The 18,162-nt window shown below is 66.8% G+C and carries 15 protein-coding genes; 7 read left to right on the top strand and 8 right to left on the bottom strand.

Annotated elements, in window-relative coordinates; all coding sequences use genetic code 11:
- Nucleotides 1–77 precede the first annotated feature (77 nt).
- Genes msrA through msrB form a run of 3 tightly spaced genes read right to left on the bottom strand, consistent with a single transcriptional unit; the run spans nt 78 to nt 3,133 of the window.
- Nucleotides 78–821: a peptide-methionine (S)-S-oxide reductase MsrA gene (gene msrA / locus ABE571_RS10365; RefSeq protein WP_346493669.1), complete on the bottom strand. Its 744-nt coding sequence runs from the start codon at nt 819–821 to the stop codon at nt 78–80.
- 11 nt (nt 822–832) lie between these two features.
- Nucleotides 833–2,590, bottom strand: a complete 1,758-nt coding sequence (locus tag ABE571_RS10370) for a cytochrome c biogenesis protein DipZ (RefSeq protein ID WP_346493670.1) — start codon at nt 2,588–2,590, stop codon at nt 833–835.
- A gap of 36 nt (nt 2,591–2,626) precedes the next feature.
- A complete protein-coding gene (gene msrB / locus ABE571_RS10375) occupies nt 2,627–3,133 on the bottom strand; it encodes a peptide-methionine (R)-S-oxide reductase MsrB (protein ID WP_313212095.1) in 507 nt (168 codons plus the stop codon).
- Between the two features lie 146 nt (nt 3,134–3,279).
- Here msrB and ABE571_RS10380 point away from each other — a divergent pair, with 146 nt between their 5' ends.
- Both ABE571_RS10380 and ABE571_RS10385 read left to right on the top strand, forming a co-directional pair.
- A complete protein-coding gene (locus ABE571_RS10380) occupies nt 3,280–4,002 on the top strand; it encodes a response regulator transcription factor (protein ID WP_346481389.1) in 723 nt (240 codons plus the stop codon).
- Nucleotides 3,999–5,465: a HAMP domain-containing sensor histidine kinase gene (locus tag ABE571_RS10385; protein ID WP_346493671.1), complete on the top strand. Its 1,467-nt coding sequence runs from the start codon at nt 3,999–4,001 to the stop codon at nt 5,463–5,465. The genes ABE571_RS10380 and ABE571_RS10385 overlap by 4 nt, the downstream gene beginning before the upstream one ends.
- Before the next feature lie 16 nt (nt 5,466–5,481).
- On the opposite strand, the gene ABE571_RS10390 is transcribed toward ABE571_RS10385, so the two are convergent.
- Complete coding sequence (locus ABE571_RS10390) at nt 5,482–6,828, bottom strand: ATP-binding protein (RefSeq protein WP_346493672.1); 1,347 nt, start codon at nt 6,826–6,828, stop codon at nt 5,482–5,484.
- Nucleotides 6,819–7,508, bottom strand: coding sequence for a winged helix-turn-helix domain-containing protein (locus ABE571_RS10395; RefSeq protein WP_313212091.1), 690 nt, complete (start codon nt 7,506–7,508; stop codon nt 6,819–6,821). Before ABE571_RS10395 ends, ABE571_RS10390 begins: the two co-directional genes overlap by 10 nt.
- A 338-nt stretch (nt 7,509–7,846) precedes the next feature.
- On the opposite strand from ABE571_RS10395, the gene ABE571_RS10400 reads away from it, so the two are divergent.
- Both ABE571_RS10400 and ABE571_RS10405 read left to right on the top strand, forming a co-directional pair.
- Entirely contained in the window at nt 7,847–8,458 is a 612-nt protein-coding gene (locus ABE571_RS10400) for a porin family protein (protein ID WP_313212090.1), read from the top strand.
- Nucleotides 8,459–8,608: 150 nt separating this feature from the next.
- Nucleotides 8,609–10,450, top strand: a complete 1,842-nt coding sequence (locus tag ABE571_RS10405) for an asparagine synthase-related protein (protein WP_346493673.1) — start codon at nt 8,609–8,611, stop codon at nt 10,448–10,450.
- Nucleotides 10,451–10,550: 100 nt separating this feature from the next.
- On the opposite strand, the gene ABE571_RS10410 is transcribed toward ABE571_RS10405, so the two are convergent.
- Nucleotides 10,551–10,916 carry a phasin family protein gene (locus ABE571_RS10410; RefSeq protein ID WP_346493674.1) on the bottom strand — a complete coding sequence of 122 codons (366 nt, stop codon included), beginning with the start codon at nt 10,914–10,916 and terminating at the stop codon, nt 10,551–10,553.
- Nucleotides 10,917–11,104: 188 nt separating this feature from the next.
- On the bottom strand, nt 11,105–11,458 hold the full coding sequence (queD, locus tag ABE571_RS10415) for a 6-carboxytetrahydropterin synthase QueD (protein ID WP_019182605.1): 354 nt from the start codon (nt 11,456–11,458) through the stop codon (nt 11,105–11,107).
- Nucleotides 11,459–11,646: 188 nt separating this feature from the next.
- Between queD and ABE571_RS10420 the strand changes: the two genes are divergently transcribed.
- On the top strand, nt 11,647–14,292 hold the full coding sequence (locus tag ABE571_RS10420; protein ID WP_346493728.1) for a TonB-dependent receptor: 2,646 nt from the start codon (nt 11,647–11,649) through the stop codon (nt 14,290–14,292).
- Nucleotides 14,293–14,382: 90 nt separating this feature from the next.
- Entirely contained in the window at nt 14,383–16,947 is a 2,565-nt protein-coding gene (locus ABE571_RS10425) for a M14 family zinc carboxypeptidase (RefSeq protein ID WP_346493729.1), read from the top strand.
- Here the strand turns inward: ABE571_RS10425 and ABE571_RS10430 are convergent.
- A complete protein-coding gene (locus ABE571_RS10430) occupies nt 16,922–17,698 on the bottom strand; it encodes a hypothetical protein (RefSeq protein ID WP_346493675.1) in 777 nt (258 codons plus the stop codon). The genes ABE571_RS10425 and ABE571_RS10430 overlap by 26 nt on opposite strands.
- On the opposite strand from ABE571_RS10430, the gene ABE571_RS10435 reads away from it, so the two are divergent.
- The gene (locus tag ABE571_RS10435) at nt 17,670–18,065 is read left to right on the top strand and encodes a hypothetical protein (protein WP_346493676.1); all 396 of its coding nucleotides are present in this window, start codon (nt 17,670–17,672) and stop codon (nt 18,063–18,065) included. The genes ABE571_RS10430 and ABE571_RS10435 overlap by 29 nt on opposite strands.
- Nucleotides 18,066–18,162 lie beyond the last annotated feature (97 nt).

An 18,162-nucleotide genomic window follows, 5' to 3' on the forward strand; every position in this document is an offset into this window, starting at 1 on the left:
CCATGGGCGTGACGACTTCCCTCGCGCACGGCAGAGCGGTGTGTGCCGTGCGTCTTTTCTTCTGGTTCGCCGCGTGATCAGCGCGCCGAAATGGAGGTACTCACCAGGCGCGGCTGCTCGCGGTACAGCGCCGGATACTGCTGCTTCAGCGCGGCCACCTTGGGTAGGTCGTTGATCCGGATATACAGCGATTCCGGATGCAGCGTGAGGTAGTTCTGGTGATAGCCCTCGGCGGCGAAGAACGGCTTGCCACCCTCGACCTGGGTCACCACCGGCGCGGCGTAGGTCCTGGCCTGCTGCAGCTGGGCGATGTAGGCGCGGGTGGCATCGCGCTGCGCCGCGTCGTCGGCATAGACGGCCGAGCGGTACTGGGTGCCGCGGTCCGGGCCCTGCCGGTTGAGCTGGGTCGGGTCATGCGCCACCGAGAAGAACACCTGCATCAGCTGGCCATAGCTGACCTGGGCCGGATCGTAGGTGACCTGCACCGCCTCGGCATGGCCGGTACCACCGCCGCCGACGCGCGGGTAGGTGGCATTCGCCGCACTGCCGCCGATGTAGCCGGAGAGCGCGTTGTCCACGCCCTTGATGTGCTGGAACACGCCCTGCACGCCCCAGAAGCAGCCACCGGCGAACACCACCTGTGCCCGCTTCACACCGGGTTGGCGCAGGTCCGCCTTGCCGGCAGGTGGCGGCATCGCCACGGCGGTGGTGGCTGCGGCGGCGAGCGCCGGTCGATCCAGACCCAGCACCACGCTGGCGGTGAGTGCCGCGATGGCGACAGCGATGCCGCCTGCAACGAGTTTGTCGACTGCGATCTTCATGCGATGGCTCCTCACCCAAACGTAAAGGCGTAGGCGCGCACGCCCGGATCGAGGAACTCGATCTCGAAGGTGCGCTCCTGCACGGCGCCGGACTGGCGGATCAGCTGATACAGACGGTTTTCATCCACGCGGCCGTCGCCGTCGGCGGAGATGTCTCCACCGGCTGCTGCGCCCGGCGCCTGACCGTCGATGCGCACGCGGAACCGGACCGGCTTGCCGTCCTCGCCCGGCGCCAGCACCAGGTGCAGGTCACGTGCATGGAAGCGGAACGCGACACGACCGCCGCGCGTCTCCAGCCGGGCGTCTTCGTTGCCCACGGTCCAGCGTCCAGCCAAGGCCCACTGGTTGTGTTGAAGCGTGGCAGGCACCGTGTAGTCGGCAGGCTGGTCCTGGCGCTGGCCACCGGGCGAGGCGAAGTTCTCGGCACGCGCATGGCCGAGGTAGGTCTCCGGCGATTTGAGGTTGTCCATGTCGGCCTGGCGCGCCACGCCGTCCAGCGTCATCGCTACCGGAGCATCGTCACCGGGCAGGGTGTTGCCCGCCTCGCGCAGCAGCTGGCGGATGATCTGCTCGGACTGCGCATAGTTGCCCTCGCCGAAGTGATGCGCGCGGATCCGGCCCTGCGCATCGATGAAGTAGTGCGCCGGCCAATACTTGTTGTTGAAGCCGCGCCAGATGGCGAAGTCGTTGTCGATCGCGACCGGGTAGGTGACCTTCAGGTCCTTCACCGCCCGCTGCACATTGGCCAGATTGCGCTCGAAGGCGAACTCCGGCGCATGCACACCGATCACCACCAGGCCGTGATCGCGATAGCGCTCGGCCCACTCACGCACGTAGGGCATCGCGCGCAGGCAGTTGATGCAGGAGTAGGTCCAGAAGTCGACCAGTACCACCTTGCCGCGCAACGCCTGCGCATCCAGCGGCGGGCTGTTGAGCCAGCCGGTCGCACCGGCCAGCGAGGGCAGGGTGCCTTCCACCGGCAGCGGCTGCCCGGGGGCACCGGCGGTGCTCATCATCGCCGCACCGGCGGCGGGTTGCTGTGCTGGCAGCACATCGAGCAGGCCCTGTTCCAGCTTGGCGGTGCTGACCGTGGACAGCCGGGTCAGCACGCCGGTATCCCACCCCATCGCGATGGCGACCACCGCCAGCAGCGCCGCGATGCCGAGCCCGCGGCGCACCCACTCCCCCACGCCAAGACGGCGCTTGAGCGCGGCGAACAGGCGCCCGCCGATCCAGATCGCCAGCGCCAGCGAGGTCGCCGCGCCCAGTGCATAGGCGAGCAACAGCCCGCTGGTGCCGACACTGGCGCCCTGCAACGCCGCGCCGGTGAGGATCAGGCCGAGGATCGGCCCCGCGCACGGTGCCCACAGCAGGCCGGTGGCGATGCCGATCAGCAGCGAGGTACCCACGCCCCCCCGGCCCGCGTCACTGGCCGCATCGGCCGAGGCGCTCAGCCGCGCCCCCAGCCGCTGGAACGGCGACAGCAGGCGGTCGGCCAGCGCCGGCCACAGCAGCGCCAGCGCGAACACCGCCATCACCACCAGTGCGATCCAGCGCCCGATCTGGTTGGCCTGCGCTACCCATTGGCTGCTCACCGCCGCCAGGCTGGCGACCACGGCGAACATCAACGCCATGCCGATCAGCAGCGGCAGGCCACTGCGCAGGAACGGGCGGTCCGAGCGCGCGAACACGAACGGCAGCACCGGCAGGATGCAGGGGCTGAGGATGGTGAGCACGCCACCGAGGTAGGCCAGCACGAGCAGAAGCATGGAGAGGTCCTTCTATGACGCAGGGGAGTGCGGCGCTCAGGCCGCGACGAAATTCATGGCCACGCCGTTCATGCAGTAGCGCAGCCCGGTGGGGCGCGGGCCGTCATCGAAGACGTGGCCGAGATGACCGCCGCAGCGCCGGCAATGCGCCTCGACACGGACCATGCCCAGAGTGGTGTCGCGGTCTTCGCCGACGGCATCGTGCAGCGGCGCCCAGAAGCTGGGCCAGCCGGTGCCGCTGTCGAACTTGGTGGAGGAGGAGAACAATGGCAGCGCGCAGCCGGCACAGCTGAAGGTGCCACGCCGATGCTCTTTGTTGAGGGGGCTGCTGAACGGCCGCTCGGTGCTCTGCCGCCGCAGCACGCTGTACTGGGCAGGCGTGAGCTGTTCGCGCCACTGCGCATCGCTGCGCATGACCTCGAACTGGCGCGCAGGCGCGGCGGGAGCTGCCGGGGCGGGCCCGCTGCAGGCGGTCAGTCCGAACAGGCCGGCCGCGGCAGCCATGCCACCCATTCCAAGCACATTGCGACGTGTGTAACGCATGGCCGATCTCCGGGCACGGGGACGATGCGGCCATGCTGCGCCCGGCCCGGTCAACGAATCCTCACGCAGGGTTAAATTTTCCGTGACACATTCAGGTCGCGATCCGTCGACAATGCCGCCATGCCCTCCTGCCGCCCCCTGAGCCGATGAGCAGTGCCAAGCGCGTCCTGATCGTCGAAGACGATGTCCACATCGCCAACCTGCTGCGCATGCACCTGCGCGATGAAGGCTATGAGGTCACCCATGCCGCCACCGGCGACGAGGGCCTGGCCCTGCTGGAGGCGCAGCCGTGGAGCGCGCTGGTGCTGGACCTGATGCTGCCCGGTGTGGACGGCCTGGAGATCTGCAAGCGCGCCCGTGCGATGACGCGCTACACGCCGATCATCATCACCAGTGCGCGCGCCAGTGAAGTGCACCGCATTCTCGGCCTGGAGCTGGGCGCAGACGATTACCTGGCCAAGCCCTTCTCGATGCTGGAACTGGTGGCACGCGTGAAAGCGCTGCTGCGCCGGGTGGAAGCGATGGCCCAGAACGCACGCATCGATGCCGGTGAGATCGAGGTGGCCGGGCTGCGCATCGACCCGGTCGCCCGCACGGCGCTGGTGGAGGGACGACCGCTGGAATTGACTCCGCGCGAGTTCGACCTGCTGTACTTCTTCGCCCGTCATCCCGGCCAGGTGTATTCGCGCATGGACCTGCTCAACCAGGTGTGGGGCTACCAGCACGACGGCTACGAGCACACCGTCAACACCCACATCAACCGCCTGCGCAACAAGATCGAGCGCGATGCGGCCAACCCGCAACGCATCCAGACGGTGTGGGGGCGCGGCTACAAACTGGTCGATGGCCACGAGGGGACAGACACGTGATCCGCCTCACCTTGTCCCAGCGCCTGTCCGCGGTGTTTTTCGCGCTGTTGCTGCTGTGCTGTGGCGCACTGGTCTGGATCCAGATGCGCAGCACTGCCGTGCATGAGCAGGAAACCGTGCAGCGCCTGTCGCGCGGGCTGGCCGAGCACATCGCGCGCAGTGGTGAGCTGATGGATGGCCGCGGCATGCGCAATGGGGAAGTGCGCGCGCTGTTCGGCAAGCTGATGGCGGTCAACCCGAGCGTGGAGGTGTATCTGCTTGATGACCAGGGCCGCATCCTTGGCCATGATGCGCCCGACGGTCACCTCAAGCGCAGCCGTGTCGATCTGGCGCCTGTGCAGGCGCTGCTGCGCGACGAGCCGTTGCCGATCCTCGGCGATGACCCACGCAGTGCGACCGGCCGCAAGGTTTTCAACGCGGCGCCGCTGTGGGTGCAGGGGCATCAGGCGGGTTACATCTACGTGGTGCTGGTCGGCGAGCAGCGCGAAGCGCTCGCCGCCAATATCGCGGCCAACAGTACGCTGCGTACCACGTTGTGGTCGCTGGCGATCGTCGCCGTGGTGGGCCTGCTGGCCGGCCTGGTCGCGTTCCGCTGGGTGACCCGCCCGCTGCGCCAGCTGACCCGGCGCATCCAGTCCTTCGATGTGGATAGTGCCACCCCGGATGCCGCACCGCCCCCGGCGCCGCTGCGCCCCGGCGAGCGCGACGAGCTGGCCATCCTGCAGCACAGCTTCGGCCACATGGCCCAGCGCCTGGGCGAGCAGTGGCAACAGCTGCGCCAGCAGGATCTGCAGCGGCGCGAACTGGTCGCCAACATCTCCCACGACCTGCGCACACCGTTGTCGTCGCTGCACGGGTATCTGGAAACGCTGGCACTCAAAGACGCCACGCTCAGTGCCGACGAACGCCAGCGTTACCTGTCCATTGCCCTGTCGCAGAGTCACAAGGTCGGGCGCCTGGCCCAGGCGCTGTTCGAGCTGGCCCGGCTGGAGCACGGCGGGGTGGTGCTCGACCGCCAGGCCTTCTCGCTGCCGGATCTGATCCAGGATGTGTTCCAGAAGTTCGAGCTGGCAGCCGAGTCACGCCGGCAGACGCTCGGGGCCGACATCCCGCCCGGCGTGCCGCCGGTGGTCGCGGATCTGGCGTTGATCGAGCGGGTGCTGACCAACCTGCTGGACAACGCCATCCGCCATACGCCGGAAGGTGGCCGTATCACCGTGACCCTGCGCGCGGCCGAGGGCGAGGTGCAGATCAGCGTGGCCGACACGGGCCCCGGCATCGCCCCCGAACGGCGCGACACCCTGTTCACCGCGATGCCGGCACTGGGCAGCCAACGACCGGACAGCGGCGGGCTGGGCCTGTTGATCGTGCATCGCATCCTGCAGCTGCATGGGCGCGATATCCGCCTGCTGGAGAGTCGCGACGGGGCGCTGTTCGTGTTCTCGCTGCCGGCCACGCGCTGAGCAATGCGCCGGGGGCTCAGGCGTGTGGCAGGAGCACCCGAAAGCGCGCGCCGCCGAGCACCGAGTCGCATACATCTGCACTTCCACCATGTTTGGTGGCGATGATGTGGACCAAGGCCAGTCCCAGTCCGAAGCCGTCGGGGTGTCGCTGCAGCTGCACATAAGGCTGAAAGATACGCTCACGGTCGGCTGGGGCCACGCCAGGTCCGTCGTCATCCACGGCGATGACCACCCCCGATCCGGCGGCATGCAGGCTCACGACCACCTGACTGACTGCGTGACGCCGTGCGTTGCCGATCAGGTTGCCCAACGCCAGCATCAATGCGTCGCGGTTGGCGATCAGCGTGCACCGATGAGAAGGCTGGAAGCTCAGTCTCGCGGCGCTGTCGCCGACAGCAGGAAAGCGCTGTTCGAGCGCCTCGAAAAGCCGCCAGACATCCAGCCGGTGTGTGGTGACATGTCGGCTGCGACCGAACTGCGCGTAAGTCACGCCGGCAGAGGCCAACTGCTCCAGCCGCGCGACATCGGTCTTCAGGCCGTTCAGCAGCGCTGCCCCTTCCGGGTCGTCATCGGCGATCTGCATCATGGCCAGCGCGAAGCGCATCCGCGCCAATGGCGTACGCGTTTCGTGGGCGACCGCCTGGGACAGAATCCGTTGCCCTTCCATCGCGCCATGCAGTTGCGTGGCCATGCTGGACAGCGCCTCACGCAGCGGCCGCACGAGATGGGTGCTGATGGCGGGGGCCGCGACTGCCAGCTCACCCTGCTGGATCGCCAGCGCCATGTGCCCGAGCGCATAGACATCGCGCCACAGGCGATACACCAGGAAGTACAGCGGGAACGCGATGGCGATGATGAAGATGCTGATCATCACTGCGGCATCCACGTGCTCGCTGTCGTACAAGGCAAGATCGGCCTGCTCGGGTTCGGAGAAATCGCCCAGTACCAACACGTCGGCCGAGCCAGGAAGTCGCTGATAGCTGAAGTGCCCGTCTGGAGACAGCACCAGCCCACCCTGGTCCAGATGCTGCAGCGACGGAACATCCAGTACGTGCGGCGCCTTGGCCAGCGACATGACCTTCAGCGGGTAGGCGAACTGCATTTGCAGGTGCCGGGTCAGCTGCGGCCAGTCTGTCTGCGGCGTGTCGGCATAGCGCGCGTGCAGAAGGTGGTGGGTGCCTTGCAGTTGTGTGCGGATCTGCTGTTCTTCTCCCTGCTCGGTGAGTGACGCCCACAGATACAGGCCCGAGGCGATCAGCACCAGGTAGGCCAGCACGAAGCCCAGGCAATAGCGCAGGAACAGGCGGAAGTGACCCCTGTGCTGTGCCGGCGTGCGGTGGGGCTGCAGCGTCTTCAGCCCCATCCGGCTCGATTGAACAGATAGCCCTTGCCGCGGATGGTCTTGATCCGGCCGGGTACCTCCGCCAGGTCACCGAGCTTGCGACGCAGTCGTGAGATACGGGCATCGATCGAGCGGTCCAGGCCATCGAAACCGATCCCGCGCAGATCGCGCATCAGATCATCGCGGCTGAGGATCGTGCCTGCGCTGTCAGCCAGGCACAGCAACAGATCGAACTCAGCCGTGGTCAATTCGATCCGCTCACCCTGCAGCGTCACCTCGCGGGTATCGCGTTCGATGCGAAGCCCCCCGAAGCACAGTGTCGGGCGTGTCTGTCGCTGGCTGCTGGCGCGACGCAGGTGCGCGCGTACGCGCGCCAGCAGGACCCGTGGCTCGATCGGCTTGCCGATGTAATCATCCGCGCCCAGCTCCAGCCCGAGCACCTGATCGATATCATCGGTGCGCGCGCTCAACATGCAGATCACCCCGCTGAAGCGCGGTCGGATCGCGGCACAGACAGCAAAGCCGTCGATACCGGGCAGGGTGACATCCAGCAGCACCACGGCCGGGTCCAGACCGGGAATGCGCTCCACCGCACTTTCGCCGCTGAGCTGGTGCACCACGTCGTAGCCATGGCGCGAGAGATAGCCGCTGACCAGAGCGCCGAGACGCTCGTCATCCTCCACCACCACGATGTCGACCATCGCTACCCTGCCTTGTCTTCCTGAGCTGGCGCGATCCTAAGGCAGCACGACGGGGCAGCGAGGTGTGCGCTGAACGTGCCCGTCAGACTGTTCATCCAGAGGCAACTTGTGGGGACTGGTGCGGCGAATCTGCGGTGCAACACGTCGGGCGATGTCGTCATCGGGCGGTCTGAAAGTGTGCCCGCGAAGGCACGAAACACGTGTGTGATTGTCGCGTTCAACCCGCTGTCACGAACCGTTACACAGGGTCTAGAACGGTTGCGCGGGTCACACGTGCGCTGCACTGACAGGGCCCCGCCAACAACCCACCGTGTGCACTCCCAACCACGGAGTCATCCATGTACATCAAACGTTCCCTGATTGCCCTCTCGTTGGCCCTGGTCACCACAACGGCCCACGCCTCTCCTGCGGATCGCGAAGGTCTCTACGTGTACGGTGGCCTCGGCAAGACGCACGCCAACGGGAAGGTCCCCGCTGCCGATGCCGCACCGGGGACCAAGCGCAAGCAGCGCAGCTCCGGCACGAGCTACAGCGTCGGTGCCGGGTACCGGTTCAACCCGTTCCTGGCGGCCGAAGGCTCCTTCGACAACACTGTCGGCAACCGCCGCAGCAAGGATCCGGGCACGGCGAATCTCTCCAGCCGTTCGCTCACCCTGGGGGGCTTGGCCCTGATACCGATCGGTGATCACGTGGAGCTGTTCGGCAAGGTGGCCGTCGGCAGCCGCCAGCAGAGTTTCCTGCCGCCCAAGGGCACGGAGATCAAGACGACTCGGCAGCGCAAATTTGCCACCACGCCCAGCGTCGGCGCCAACGTGTATCTGACCGACGCGCTCGCGTTGCGCGCCGAGTACACGATCCCGATGTCGGCCAACAAGAAGGTCCAACAGGCGGCCGGCGTGGAAAAGATGCGCCTCAATAATTGGTACGTGGGTATGTCCTACGCCTTCTGATCGGCAATGCCATCGCCACCCCGGAGCCGCTGCGGTCGGGGGTGGCGTTTCCGCGATCCTGACAGGAGAAACCTCTGCATGAGTGGTATCTGTGGCGTCGTCGTGCGCCCTGGAAAATGTTCCGCTGGCTTGCCGCAACGCTTGGACGCCATGAGTGCGACGTTGCGCCACGGCGGCCGCGCTCCGTCGACCTGGTACGACGAGCGCCACGGCGTGGCGCTGGCGCGATTGCACAGCGTGGGCGGGACCCAACGGTCACCGCAGCGGTCCGCATGTGGGCGCTATGTGCTGTGTCTGGACGGTACGCTGCATACCCGTACGACCCTGCAGCGCGAGTTTGCGACGTCGGCAGGGGCCGCCGAGGAGGATGCGACGCTGCTGCTGCTCTCGATTGCTGCCCGTGGACTGCAGCGCACGTTGAATGAGTGCGACGGGGACTTCGCGCTGGCCGTATGGGATCGCCAGGAGCACGTACTGTGGCTGGCACGCGATCGGGTCGGCGCGCGGCCGCTGTACTACGGCTGGTGCCGCGGCGATCTGCTGTTCGGCATGGGGCTGGCCTCGCTGCACGGCTATCCCGGCTTTCAGGCGCCGATCAATCGCGATGCGCTGACGCTGCTGCTGCGTTTTGGCTACATTCCCGCGCCGCACAGCATCCAGCAGGGCATCTTCAAAGTGGCCGCCGGGTGCGTGGTCCGGCTTACCTTGGCCGTGCGCGAGGCGGGGGCGCTGGCACACAAGGACCACGCGGGTGGTCGCCGCTATTGGGACGCCCGCGAGGAAATGCGCACGGCGATTGAAGCGCGTGCGCACCTGCCGTTGTCCACCCGTGACGATGCGGTGGAGCGGCTGGAACTGGTGCTGCACCAAGCGGTATCGCGGCGGTCGCCACAGGAGGGCACAGCGGCGGCATTCCTGTCCGGGGGGACCGATTCCTCGTTGGTCACCGCCGTCCTGCAGTCGCAGTCCATGCTGCCGGTCGACACCTTCACGGTCGGCTTCGACGATCCGCGCCACGACGAAGCCGACTGGGCAGATCAGGTCGCCGCCCGGCTCGGGACCCGGCACACCCGTCACATCCTCCGGCGTAGCGAGGCAGAAACCCTCGTGGCGGCGCTACCGGACATCTGGTGCGAGCCCTTTGCCGATGCATCGCAGGTGCCGACACTGCTGGCCAGCATGCTGGTCGCCGGCCGCCATCGTGTGGTGATGACAGGCGATGGCGGGGATGAGTTGTTCCATGGACATACCGCTTATCAACGTGCCATCCGCAATGCAGCGTGGAACGAACGTGTGCCTGCGCCGTTGCGGTGCCTGTTGCGGCGATGGCCTGCGGCCGACCCCGAACGGGCGCGATTGGGCGGCTGGCCCGCGCTGCGTTCGGAACTGAGCGCCGATAGCGTGGAGGCGCACTACCTGTTGCGGGTATCGCGTTGGCGCGATCCGGCGCGGGTGGTACTGCAGACAACCGAGCCGGCGACGGTGTTCGCCGATCGCGCGCGCTGGCTGGACGCAGGCGAACCGGCCGATCGGGTGCAGTATCTGGACTTCCTGATGGATCTCGGCAACGGCATCCTGACCAAGATCGATCGGGCCGGGGCAGCCCAGGGGCTGGAAACCCGATCGCCGCTACTGGATCCGGCGGTGGCGCGCTTTGCCTGGTCGTTGCCCGGTGGCCTCACGTTCGCCGATGGCGAACACAAGTGGATTCTCAAGCAGCTGCTGTCGCGGCATCTGCCCGAACGGCTGGTGTACCGGCCCAAGATGGGGTTCGGCCCGCCGGTCGCCGCCTGGCTGGCCGGCCCGCTCTTCCCATGGGCCAATGCGCTGCTGGACGAACAACGGCTGTGCCGCGAGGGCTACTTCGATGCAGCGCTGGTCGGGCGGATATGGACGGAGTTCTGTGAGGGCCGGCGCAAGTGGCACACCCACCTGTGGCCGATCCTGATGTTCCAGGCATGGCTGGAGCGCCATCGGTGCGCCATTGCCTAGGCCTGATCGCCGCCCAAAAAAAGACCCGACAGAGGGAGGGTTCTGTCGGGTCTGGGATTGCGTGGGGGGAGGGACCCACGCAAATTCGATGTTGTCCGGCTCAGCCGCGCGTCTTGCCCGCGCTGGGCGTGGCGGCCGCGAACGGCTGCCGGGCGAGTTCGCCGAAGGCTTCGGAGGCCTTCAGCCCCAGGCCGGCCACTTCCTGGCTGGCGCTGGTCCAACGGGCGAGGTTGTCACGTGCCAGTTGCGCGCCTTTGGGCAGCAGCGACTGCAGCGTGCCGGCATCCTGTGACTGCACGATTTCACCGAAGAACCCGCTGGTGGCGGTGATGTTCTTCTCCAGCGTCTTCAACCGCACCCCGAACATGCTTTCGGCATTTTCCAGCGCGAGCCGGTTGGCACGCGTGGCCGTGGCGGCCAGCTGGCGGGTGTAGTCGCTGAAGGAATCGGTGAACGCGGACGCCATGGTCAGGACGGCTCGAGAACGTTGATGCAATGCAGCATACGCCGAAAATATTGCATTGCAACATTCCATCGCCAGTGGTGGCCCGGTTTTAGTTGAACCGGTTTCCAATCAATGGGTTGCGAAGGCTTGCGGGCGATGATGATGGGGTGGGAGCCGACCAACGGTCGGCTCTACCGCGCGCTGCCGGGTCAGCCGCGGTAGCGGCAGCCGGAGGTGCAGGTTTCGTGCACGGTGACTTCGCTCAGCTCGGGCAGGGCCGGCTTGAGTTCGTCCCAGATCCACATCGCAAGGCGCTCGCTGGTCGGGTTCTCCAGGCCGGGGATGTCGTTGAGGTAGTGGTGGTCCAGACGGTCGTAGATCGGCTGGAAAGCGGCTTTGACGTCGCCGAAATCCATGATCCAGCCGGTCTGCTCGCCGGGCTCGCCTTCCACTTTGAGTTCCACCCGGAAGGAGTGGCCGTGCAGGCGCGCGCACTTGTGGCCCGGCGGCACGTTGGGGAGGTGGTGAGCGGCCTCGAGGGTAAAGACTTTGAAGATTTCCATGGCCGCATTGTAGCGGTGGGCTGGGGCTCCAGTAGGGGGCGGGCGTTAATTGTTGCTAACGAAAACATTTCCATCCGGATGAAGAGATGTTAGTTTCTCTTATATCCGTATGAAGAGATGTTATTGGCCGCGGTTCAGCCAGGCATGGACTACTGCGGAACTTGTCGTCCACCACCCCACTGAAGTTCATGCCCAAGCACACTCTTCTTGTAGCGGCGCTGTCCGTCGCTCTGGCAACGCCTTTGACCGCGTTTGCCGACGCCGCCCCCGATGCCGCCGCCGCCGGCGACAGCAAGACCCTTGCCGCCGTGCGGGTCACCGGGTCCAACATCAAGCGCACCGATACCGAGTCGGCCAACCCGGTGCAGGTGATCGAGCGCCAGCAGCTGGAGGAGACCGGCAAGGCCACCGTCGCCGACCTGCTGCGCTCGATCTCGGCCAACACCGGCAACGCCGCCAACGAAACCACCAACAACGGCTGGGCCTCCGGTTCGGCGGGCATCGGCCTGCGCGGCCTGTCGCAGAAGAACACGCTGGTGCTGCTCAACGGCCGGCGCCTGGCCAACTATGGCTTCCCGGCCGGCGGCCTGTCGGACACCTTCGTCAATCTCAACGCGCTGCCGCTGGTTGCGGTGGAGCGCATCGAAGTGCTCAAGGACGGCGCCTCGGCCGTGTACGGTTCGGATGCCGTGGCTGGCGTGGTCAACATCATCACCCGGCAGAATTTCGAAGGTGCCGAACTCGGTGGCAGCCTCGGCACCGCCGACCAGGGCGGGCTGGACGAGCAGAACCTGAAGTTCATCGGCGGCATCGGTGATCTGGACACGGACGGCTACAACATCCTGGTCAGCCTGGAAGGCTACAACCGCGAGCGCCTGGACCAGGACCAGCGCGACCTGACCAAGTCCGGCATCTACACCGACAAGCCCGGCGGCCGCTGGAACGGCTGGTCGGCCAAGGGTGCGCGCTATCTGGTCAATGGCACCTCGGTGCCGATGCTCGATGCCAGCGGCAACTGCCCGGACGGCACCACGCTGGTCGCCAGCGCACCGATCGACGGCCTGGCCGGCAACACCTGCGGCTTCAACCAGGCGCCGTACACCACGCTGATCCCCTCGACCAAGCGCTACCAGGCCTACGTCAACGGCACCTTCCGGGTGAACGACAACGTCGAAGCATTCGGCGAAGTGCTCTACAGCGACATCAAGGGTGTCTCCTGGTTCGGCAGCAGCCCGTTCTTCACCCTGGAAAGCGGCCGCTTCGCGCTCAACGCCGATACCGGCCTGGCCGAACCGGTGTCGTCCAATCTGCCCGCCAGCAGCCCGTACAACCCGTATGGTCGCGCGGTGCCGATCGAGTACACCTTCTTCAACCTCGGCGCGACCATCAAGACCAACCGCTCGCAGGCTTACCGCGGCCTGGTCGGGCTGCGCGGCAGCCTGCAGAACTGGGATTGGGAAGTCGGGGCGTTCGGTGCGCGCAGCAGCGAGCGCGAGACGGTTTCCGGCGGCTTCGCCAACCGGTATGCACTGGCCGATGCGCTGGCCTCCGGCAGCTACAACCTGCTCAATCCATCGGCGACCTCGCAGGACGTGCTCAACGCGATCAACATCAGCACGCTGCGCCCGGCCGAGTCGGTGCTGCAGAGCGTGGATGCCAAGATCTCCGGGGCGATCGGCCACACCTGGGCCGGTGAGATCGGGTTCGCCGCCGGTGCCGAATGGCGCCGCGAGAAGCTCGACTCCAACAACCCGTGGCAGATCGATGCGGGCCTGCAGATCCGCCCGGCGATTGCCGAGGTGCATGGTGAGCGCAAGGTCACCGCGGCCTATGCCGAAGTGAACGTGCCGCTGGCCGAGCGTCTGGAACTGCAGGCGGCTGCGCGCGCCGATCACTACAGCGATTTCGGCGATGCGTTCTCGCCCAAGCTGAGCCTGCGCTGGCAGCCGTGGGACATCCTGCTGGTGCGCGCCGCCGCCTCCAAGGGCTTCCGCGCGCCGTCGCTGTCGGAGAACTCCAACAGCACCAGCATCGCCTACGGCAGCGTGATCGATCCGCGCGACCCGGACGTGCCGGGCTCGCGCCAGAACCCGACCTTCTTCACCGTCGGCAACAACGATCTCAAGCCGGAGCGTACCAAGAGCTTCAATGCCGGCATCGTGCTCTCGCCGTGGTCCAACACCAGCCTGAGCGTGGATTACTACCGCATCGAGCTGGAAAACCTGGTGGGCACCAACAACACCCAGACCCTGGTCACCGACAACGTGCCGGGTGCGGTCAGCCGCGATGAGCGCGGCAAGCTGCTGGCGGTGTTCAACCGCTACCAGAACCTGAGCGAGCTGAAGACCTCCGGTTTCGATGTCGAGCTGCGTCAGCGCTTCCCGACCGCGCGTGCCGGCGACTTCGGCCTGAGCACCGCCTTCACCCACGTGCGCGACTACAGCCGCCCGACCGTGGTCGGTGGTCCGCTGGTGGATTACGCCGGCAGCAACCTCGGCGCCACCCTGCCCAAGAACAAGGCCACCACCACCTTCGATTGGAGCTACGGCGACTTCCGCACCGCGCTGACCTGGTACTACACCAGTGGTTACGACCAGAAGGCCAGCGCCGCGGCCACTTCCGTGCAGGATCGGGTGGATGCGTACAACCAGTTCGATCTGTACCTGGGCTACACCGGTATCGACAAGCTGACCCTGTACGCGAAGATCCAGAACCTGGCCGATGAGGAGCCGCCGTACGACGCCTCCTTCCCGGGCATCCGCGCGCCGTACGACTTCAGTCAGTACGACCTGCGCGGTCGCTACTTCACGGTCGGCTTCGACTACCGCTTCTGACCTCATCCAGCGCACCGGAGCGTGCGTATCCACAGGGCCGGAAGGAACCGGCCCGTCTTTCGGGGAATCGCTGTGTCTTTGCAACGTCGTCTGCTGTCTCCCATCGCCTGGTTGGCGCTGGTGCTGTCTGTGTTCGCTGCGCCTGCGTCCGCGCAGAGCGCGTACTTCTTCCCGGGCGGTGGTGATTTTGATCCGGCCGTGCCCACGCCCCAACAGTTTCTCGGCTATGAGATCGGCAGCCGTTACACGCGGCACGATCAGCTGGTGGCCTACTTCAACGAACTGGCCAGGCACTCGGACAAGATCAAGGTGGAAGAGATCGGCCGCAGCTACGAGGGCCGCCCGCTGCTGATCGCCACGGTGACCTCGGCGCCGAACCTGCAGAACCTGGATACGCTGCGCCGCCAGCACGTCACCCTGGCCGATCCGGCGCAGCCGCTCTCGGCCGCCGGCAACAGCCCGGTGGTGGTGTGGCTGGGTTACAGCGTGCACGGCAATGAAACCTCCAGCGGTGAAGCGGCGATGCTGACCGCCTACTACCTGGTCGCCAACCGCAGCGCGGAGACGGCGCAGTGGCTGCAGCAGGCGGTGGTGCTGTTCGATCCGGCGCAGAACCCGGATGGGCGCGACCGCGCGGCAAGCTGGCACAACGCCTATGCCTCCTCGCCTGCCTCGGCCGATCCGGCCGACAAGGAACATGTCGAACCGTTCCCGCAGGGCCGCACCAATCACTACTTCACCGATCTCAACCGCGACTGGCTGGCGCTGACCCAGCAGGACACGCGGCCGAAGATCGCCTATTTCCACCAGTGGTATCCCAACGTCCAGATCGACTTCCACGAGATGGGCAAGGACAGCACCTACTACTTCGAACCGTCACCGGCGAGCATGCACAGCCCGCTGATTCCGGCGGCGTCGTATGACTTCAACAAGACCCTGGCCAAGTACCACGCCCAATCGCTGGATGCACTGGGCTCGCTGTATTACACCGGGGAGAACTTCGACAACTTCTCGCCGGTGTATGGCTCGACCTACCCGGACTTCCACGGTGCGGTCGGCGTGACCGTGGAGCAGGCCAGCTCGCGCGGCCGCGTGCAGGAATCGGTCAACGGCCTGCTGACCTTCGGCTTCACCATCCGCAACCAGGTGGCGACCGGACTGGGCACGGTGCGCGGCGCAGTGACCGAACGCGACGGGCTGCTGAAGCTGCAGAAGGACTTCTTCCAGTCCGCGCTGAAGCAGGCCAACCAGCAGCCGGTGAAGTCCTTCGTGTTCGGCGACGCGGCTGATCCGGGCCTGACCCAGCGGCTGCTGGATCTGCTGCTGCAACACCAGATCACGGTGCAGGCGTTGAGCGCCCCGATCACCGTGGATGGGCTGCGCTTCGAGCCGGGCAGCGCGTACGTCGTCCAGGCCGCGCAGCCGCAGTTCCGCCTCGTGCATTCGATCTTCGCCGACACCCCGCCGATCAAGGGCGATGTGTTCTACGGCAGCACCTCCTATGCGATCGCGCCGGCCTACGGTATCGCCTTCGCCGCAAGCCGCAGCCGGATTGCCGGTGGCGAGCGCGTGGCCAGCGTACCGGCCGCCAACGGTGGCGTGGTTGGCGGCCAGGCGGGCTACGCCTACGTATTCGATTGGCGCGATTACAACGCCAGCCGCGCGCTGTATGCGCTGCAGGCCAAGGGCGTGGTGACCCGCGCAGCCTTCCAGCCGTTCACCGCGGCCACCGCGCAGGGCGAGCAGTCATTCGGCTATGGCAGCGTGGTGGTGCCGGTCGCGGGCCAGCCGCTGGCCGGTGCCGAGCTGCTTGCCGCGGTCGATGCGGTCGCACGCAGCAGTGGCGTGCACATCCAGGCGCTGTCCAGCGGGCAGAGCCGCGGTGGCATCGATCTGGGCAGTGACAGCGTCAAGGCACTGCGCAAGCCGGCGGTGGCGCTGGTGATGGGCGAGGGCGTCAGCGCCACCGAGATCGGCTCGGCGTGGTTCCTGCTGGATCAGCACCTGCAGTTGCCGGCCAGCAAGATCGACCCGGCCCAGTTGGGCAAGATCACCCTGGACCGCTACACCACCATTGTCCTGGCCGGCGGTACCTATGCCGGCGTGGACGCCACCGCCGTGGCGGCGCTCAAGCGCTGGATCAATGCCGGTGGCTCGCTGATCACCTACGGCACGGCCGCGCGCTGGGCGATCGAGCAGAAGCTCAGCGACGAAGTGCTGGGGCCGGAGGAGAAGGCGCCGGACGCAGCGCGGCGCGCGTTCGGTGACCAGCGCGACATCGCGGCGATCGAGCGGGTGAGCGGCAACATCCTCAGCGCGGACGTGGACAACACCCATCCGCTGGGCTTCGGCGTACCGCGTCGGCAGCTGGCGGTGAACAAGGAAAACGGCCTGAGCTTCCAGCCCAGCCGCAACCCGTTCTCTACCGTGGTGCGCATCGACGAGGCGCCGAAGGTCAACGGGTACCTTTCCGAGCGAAACCGCAGCCGCGTCGCCGGTGCCGCGTGGCTGGTGGTCTCGCCGCAGGGGCAGGGCAATGTGGTGCTGTTCGCCGATGATCCGGCGCACCGCAAGTACTGGCATGGCACCGAGCGCCTGCTGTTGAACGCGATCTTCTTCGGCAACCAGCTCAACCCGACCAAGCCGCGCGGCTGACACGCCCACGGGTAGTGCCGGCCGCCGGCCGGCTCCCGCCCCCCCCACGCACACAGCCGACTCCCCGTCGGCTGTGTTCATTCCGCCCCATCACAGCCCCCGTGAAAATTTCGTATTGCGAATCATTCGCAATAAGAATAGGATGGCGCCCGCTCACGCTGGACATGAGCGTCACCGGTACCGTCGCGCCGATCCACGCCAACCCCTCCCGGGTTGCGCATCCGCGTCCTCGAACCGTCACCGTCCTTTCTCCAGGGGAACCACCATGAAGATCGTCCCGCTCACCGCTGCCCTGATGGCCCTGGTGCTGGCCCCGGCCGTCCTCGCGCAGCCGGCCAGCAAGACCGCCACCGCCTCGCCGACCGCCGCCGCCTTCCTCGCACAGTTCGCCACCAACGGCACCGACAGCGTCAGCTGGGCCCAGTTCGAGGCCTTCCGCAAACAGCGTTATGCCCAGACCGACCGCAACCACGACGGTCATGTCGACGAACAGGAATACGTCGACGAGTACCTGCAGCGCTTCGACGTGCGTCTGGCCGACGCACGCGCCGGCCACCTGCGCCAGACCGACACCCGCTTCAAAGCGTTGGACCGCGACAACAACGGCGCGATCAGCCGTGCCGAGTACGATGCCGCCGGCGAACGTACCTGGGCCAGCTACGAAAACATCCCAGAACGCCACGCAGGAGACGGCCGGGGCGTCTTCGCGCGATCCGTTGAAGATGCCGACGTCGCATACCGCCAACGGCATGCTGGAACTGTACGACCGCAACAAGGACGGCGCGGTCGATCGCGCAGAGTTCGATGCAGTGCGTGCAGCGAGCTTCGCCGCCACCGATACCGACGGCGACGGCACGCTGTCGCTAGCCGAGTACACCGCCGAGTTTGACGGCCGCCTGGACCACCAGCGCCAGCGTGTCCGTGCCGATGCCGAGCGCCAGGCCCGCGTGCGCTTCGCCTCGCTGGACAAGGACGCCGATGGCCACATGACGTTCGCCGAGTACCAGCTCTCGGGCAAGCGCATGTTCGACCGTGCCGACAGCAACGGTGATGGCGTCGTCGATGCGCGCGATCCGGAGCCGGTCGCCGGCGCGCACTCGGCCAACGGCAACCGCTAGCGGCCCGGACGTGCCGTGCACGTCCCACGTATCAGCCAACGATGATTCCGGCGCGCGATTCCCCGCGCGTCCTTGTGCCTCCCAGCCCCGCTCGATC

The organism is Stenotrophomonas sp. TWI273, assembly GCF_039674765.1.
Classification (GTDB): Bacteria; Pseudomonadota; Gammaproteobacteria; order Xanthomonadales; family Xanthomonadaceae; genus Stenotrophomonas.

Bases quoted from the DNA above. Each gene is read 5' to 3' on its own strand.
- msrA (WP_346493669.1), bottom strand. From the start codon at position 821: ATGAAGATCGCAGTCGACAAACTCGTTGCAGGCGGCATCGCTGTCGCC.
- ABE571_RS10370 (WP_346493670.1), bottom strand. From the start codon at position 2,590: ATGCTTCTGCTCGTGCTGGCCTACCTCGGTGGCGTGCTCACCATCCTC.
- msrB (WP_313212095.1), bottom strand. From the start codon at position 3,133: ATGCGTTACACACGTCGCAATGTGCTTGGAATGGGTGGCATGGCTGCC.
- ABE571_RS10380 (WP_346481389.1), top strand. From the start codon at position 3,280: ATGAGCAGTGCCAAGCGCGTCCTGATCGTCGAAGACGATGTCCACATC.
- ABE571_RS10390 (WP_346493672.1), bottom strand. From the start codon at position 6,828: ATGGGGCTGAAGACGCTGCAGCCCCACCGCACGCCGGCACAGCACAGG.
- ABE571_RS10395 (WP_313212091.1), bottom strand. From the start codon at position 7,508: ATGGTCGACATCGTGGTGGTGGAGGATGACGAGCGTCTCGGCGCTCTG.
- ABE571_RS10400 (WP_313212090.1), top strand. From the start codon at position 7,847: ATGTACATCAAACGTTCCCTGATTGCCCTCTCGTTGGCCCTGGTCACC.
- ABE571_RS10405 (WP_346493673.1), top strand. From the start codon at position 8,609: ATGAGTGCGACGTTGCGCCACGGCGGCCGCGCTCCGTCGACCTGGTAC.
- ABE571_RS10410 (WP_346493674.1), bottom strand. From the start codon at position 10,916: ATGGCGTCCGCGTTCACCGATTCCTTCAGCGACTACACCCGCCAGCTG.
- queD (WP_019182605.1), bottom strand. From the start codon at position 11,458: ATGGAAATCTTCAAAGTCTTTACCCTCGAGGCCGCTCACCACCTCCCC.
- ABE571_RS10420 (WP_346493728.1), top strand. From the start codon at position 11,647: ATGCCCAAGCACACTCTTCTTGTAGCGGCGCTGTCCGTCGCTCTGGCA.
- ABE571_RS10435 (WP_346493676.1), top strand. From the start codon at position 17,670: ATGCCGACGTCGCATACCGCCAACGGCATGCTGGAACTGTACGACCGC.
- ABE571_RS10430 (WP_346493675.1), bottom strand. From the start codon at position 17,698: ATGCCGTTGGCGGTATGCGACGTCGGCATCTTCAACGGATCGCGCGAA.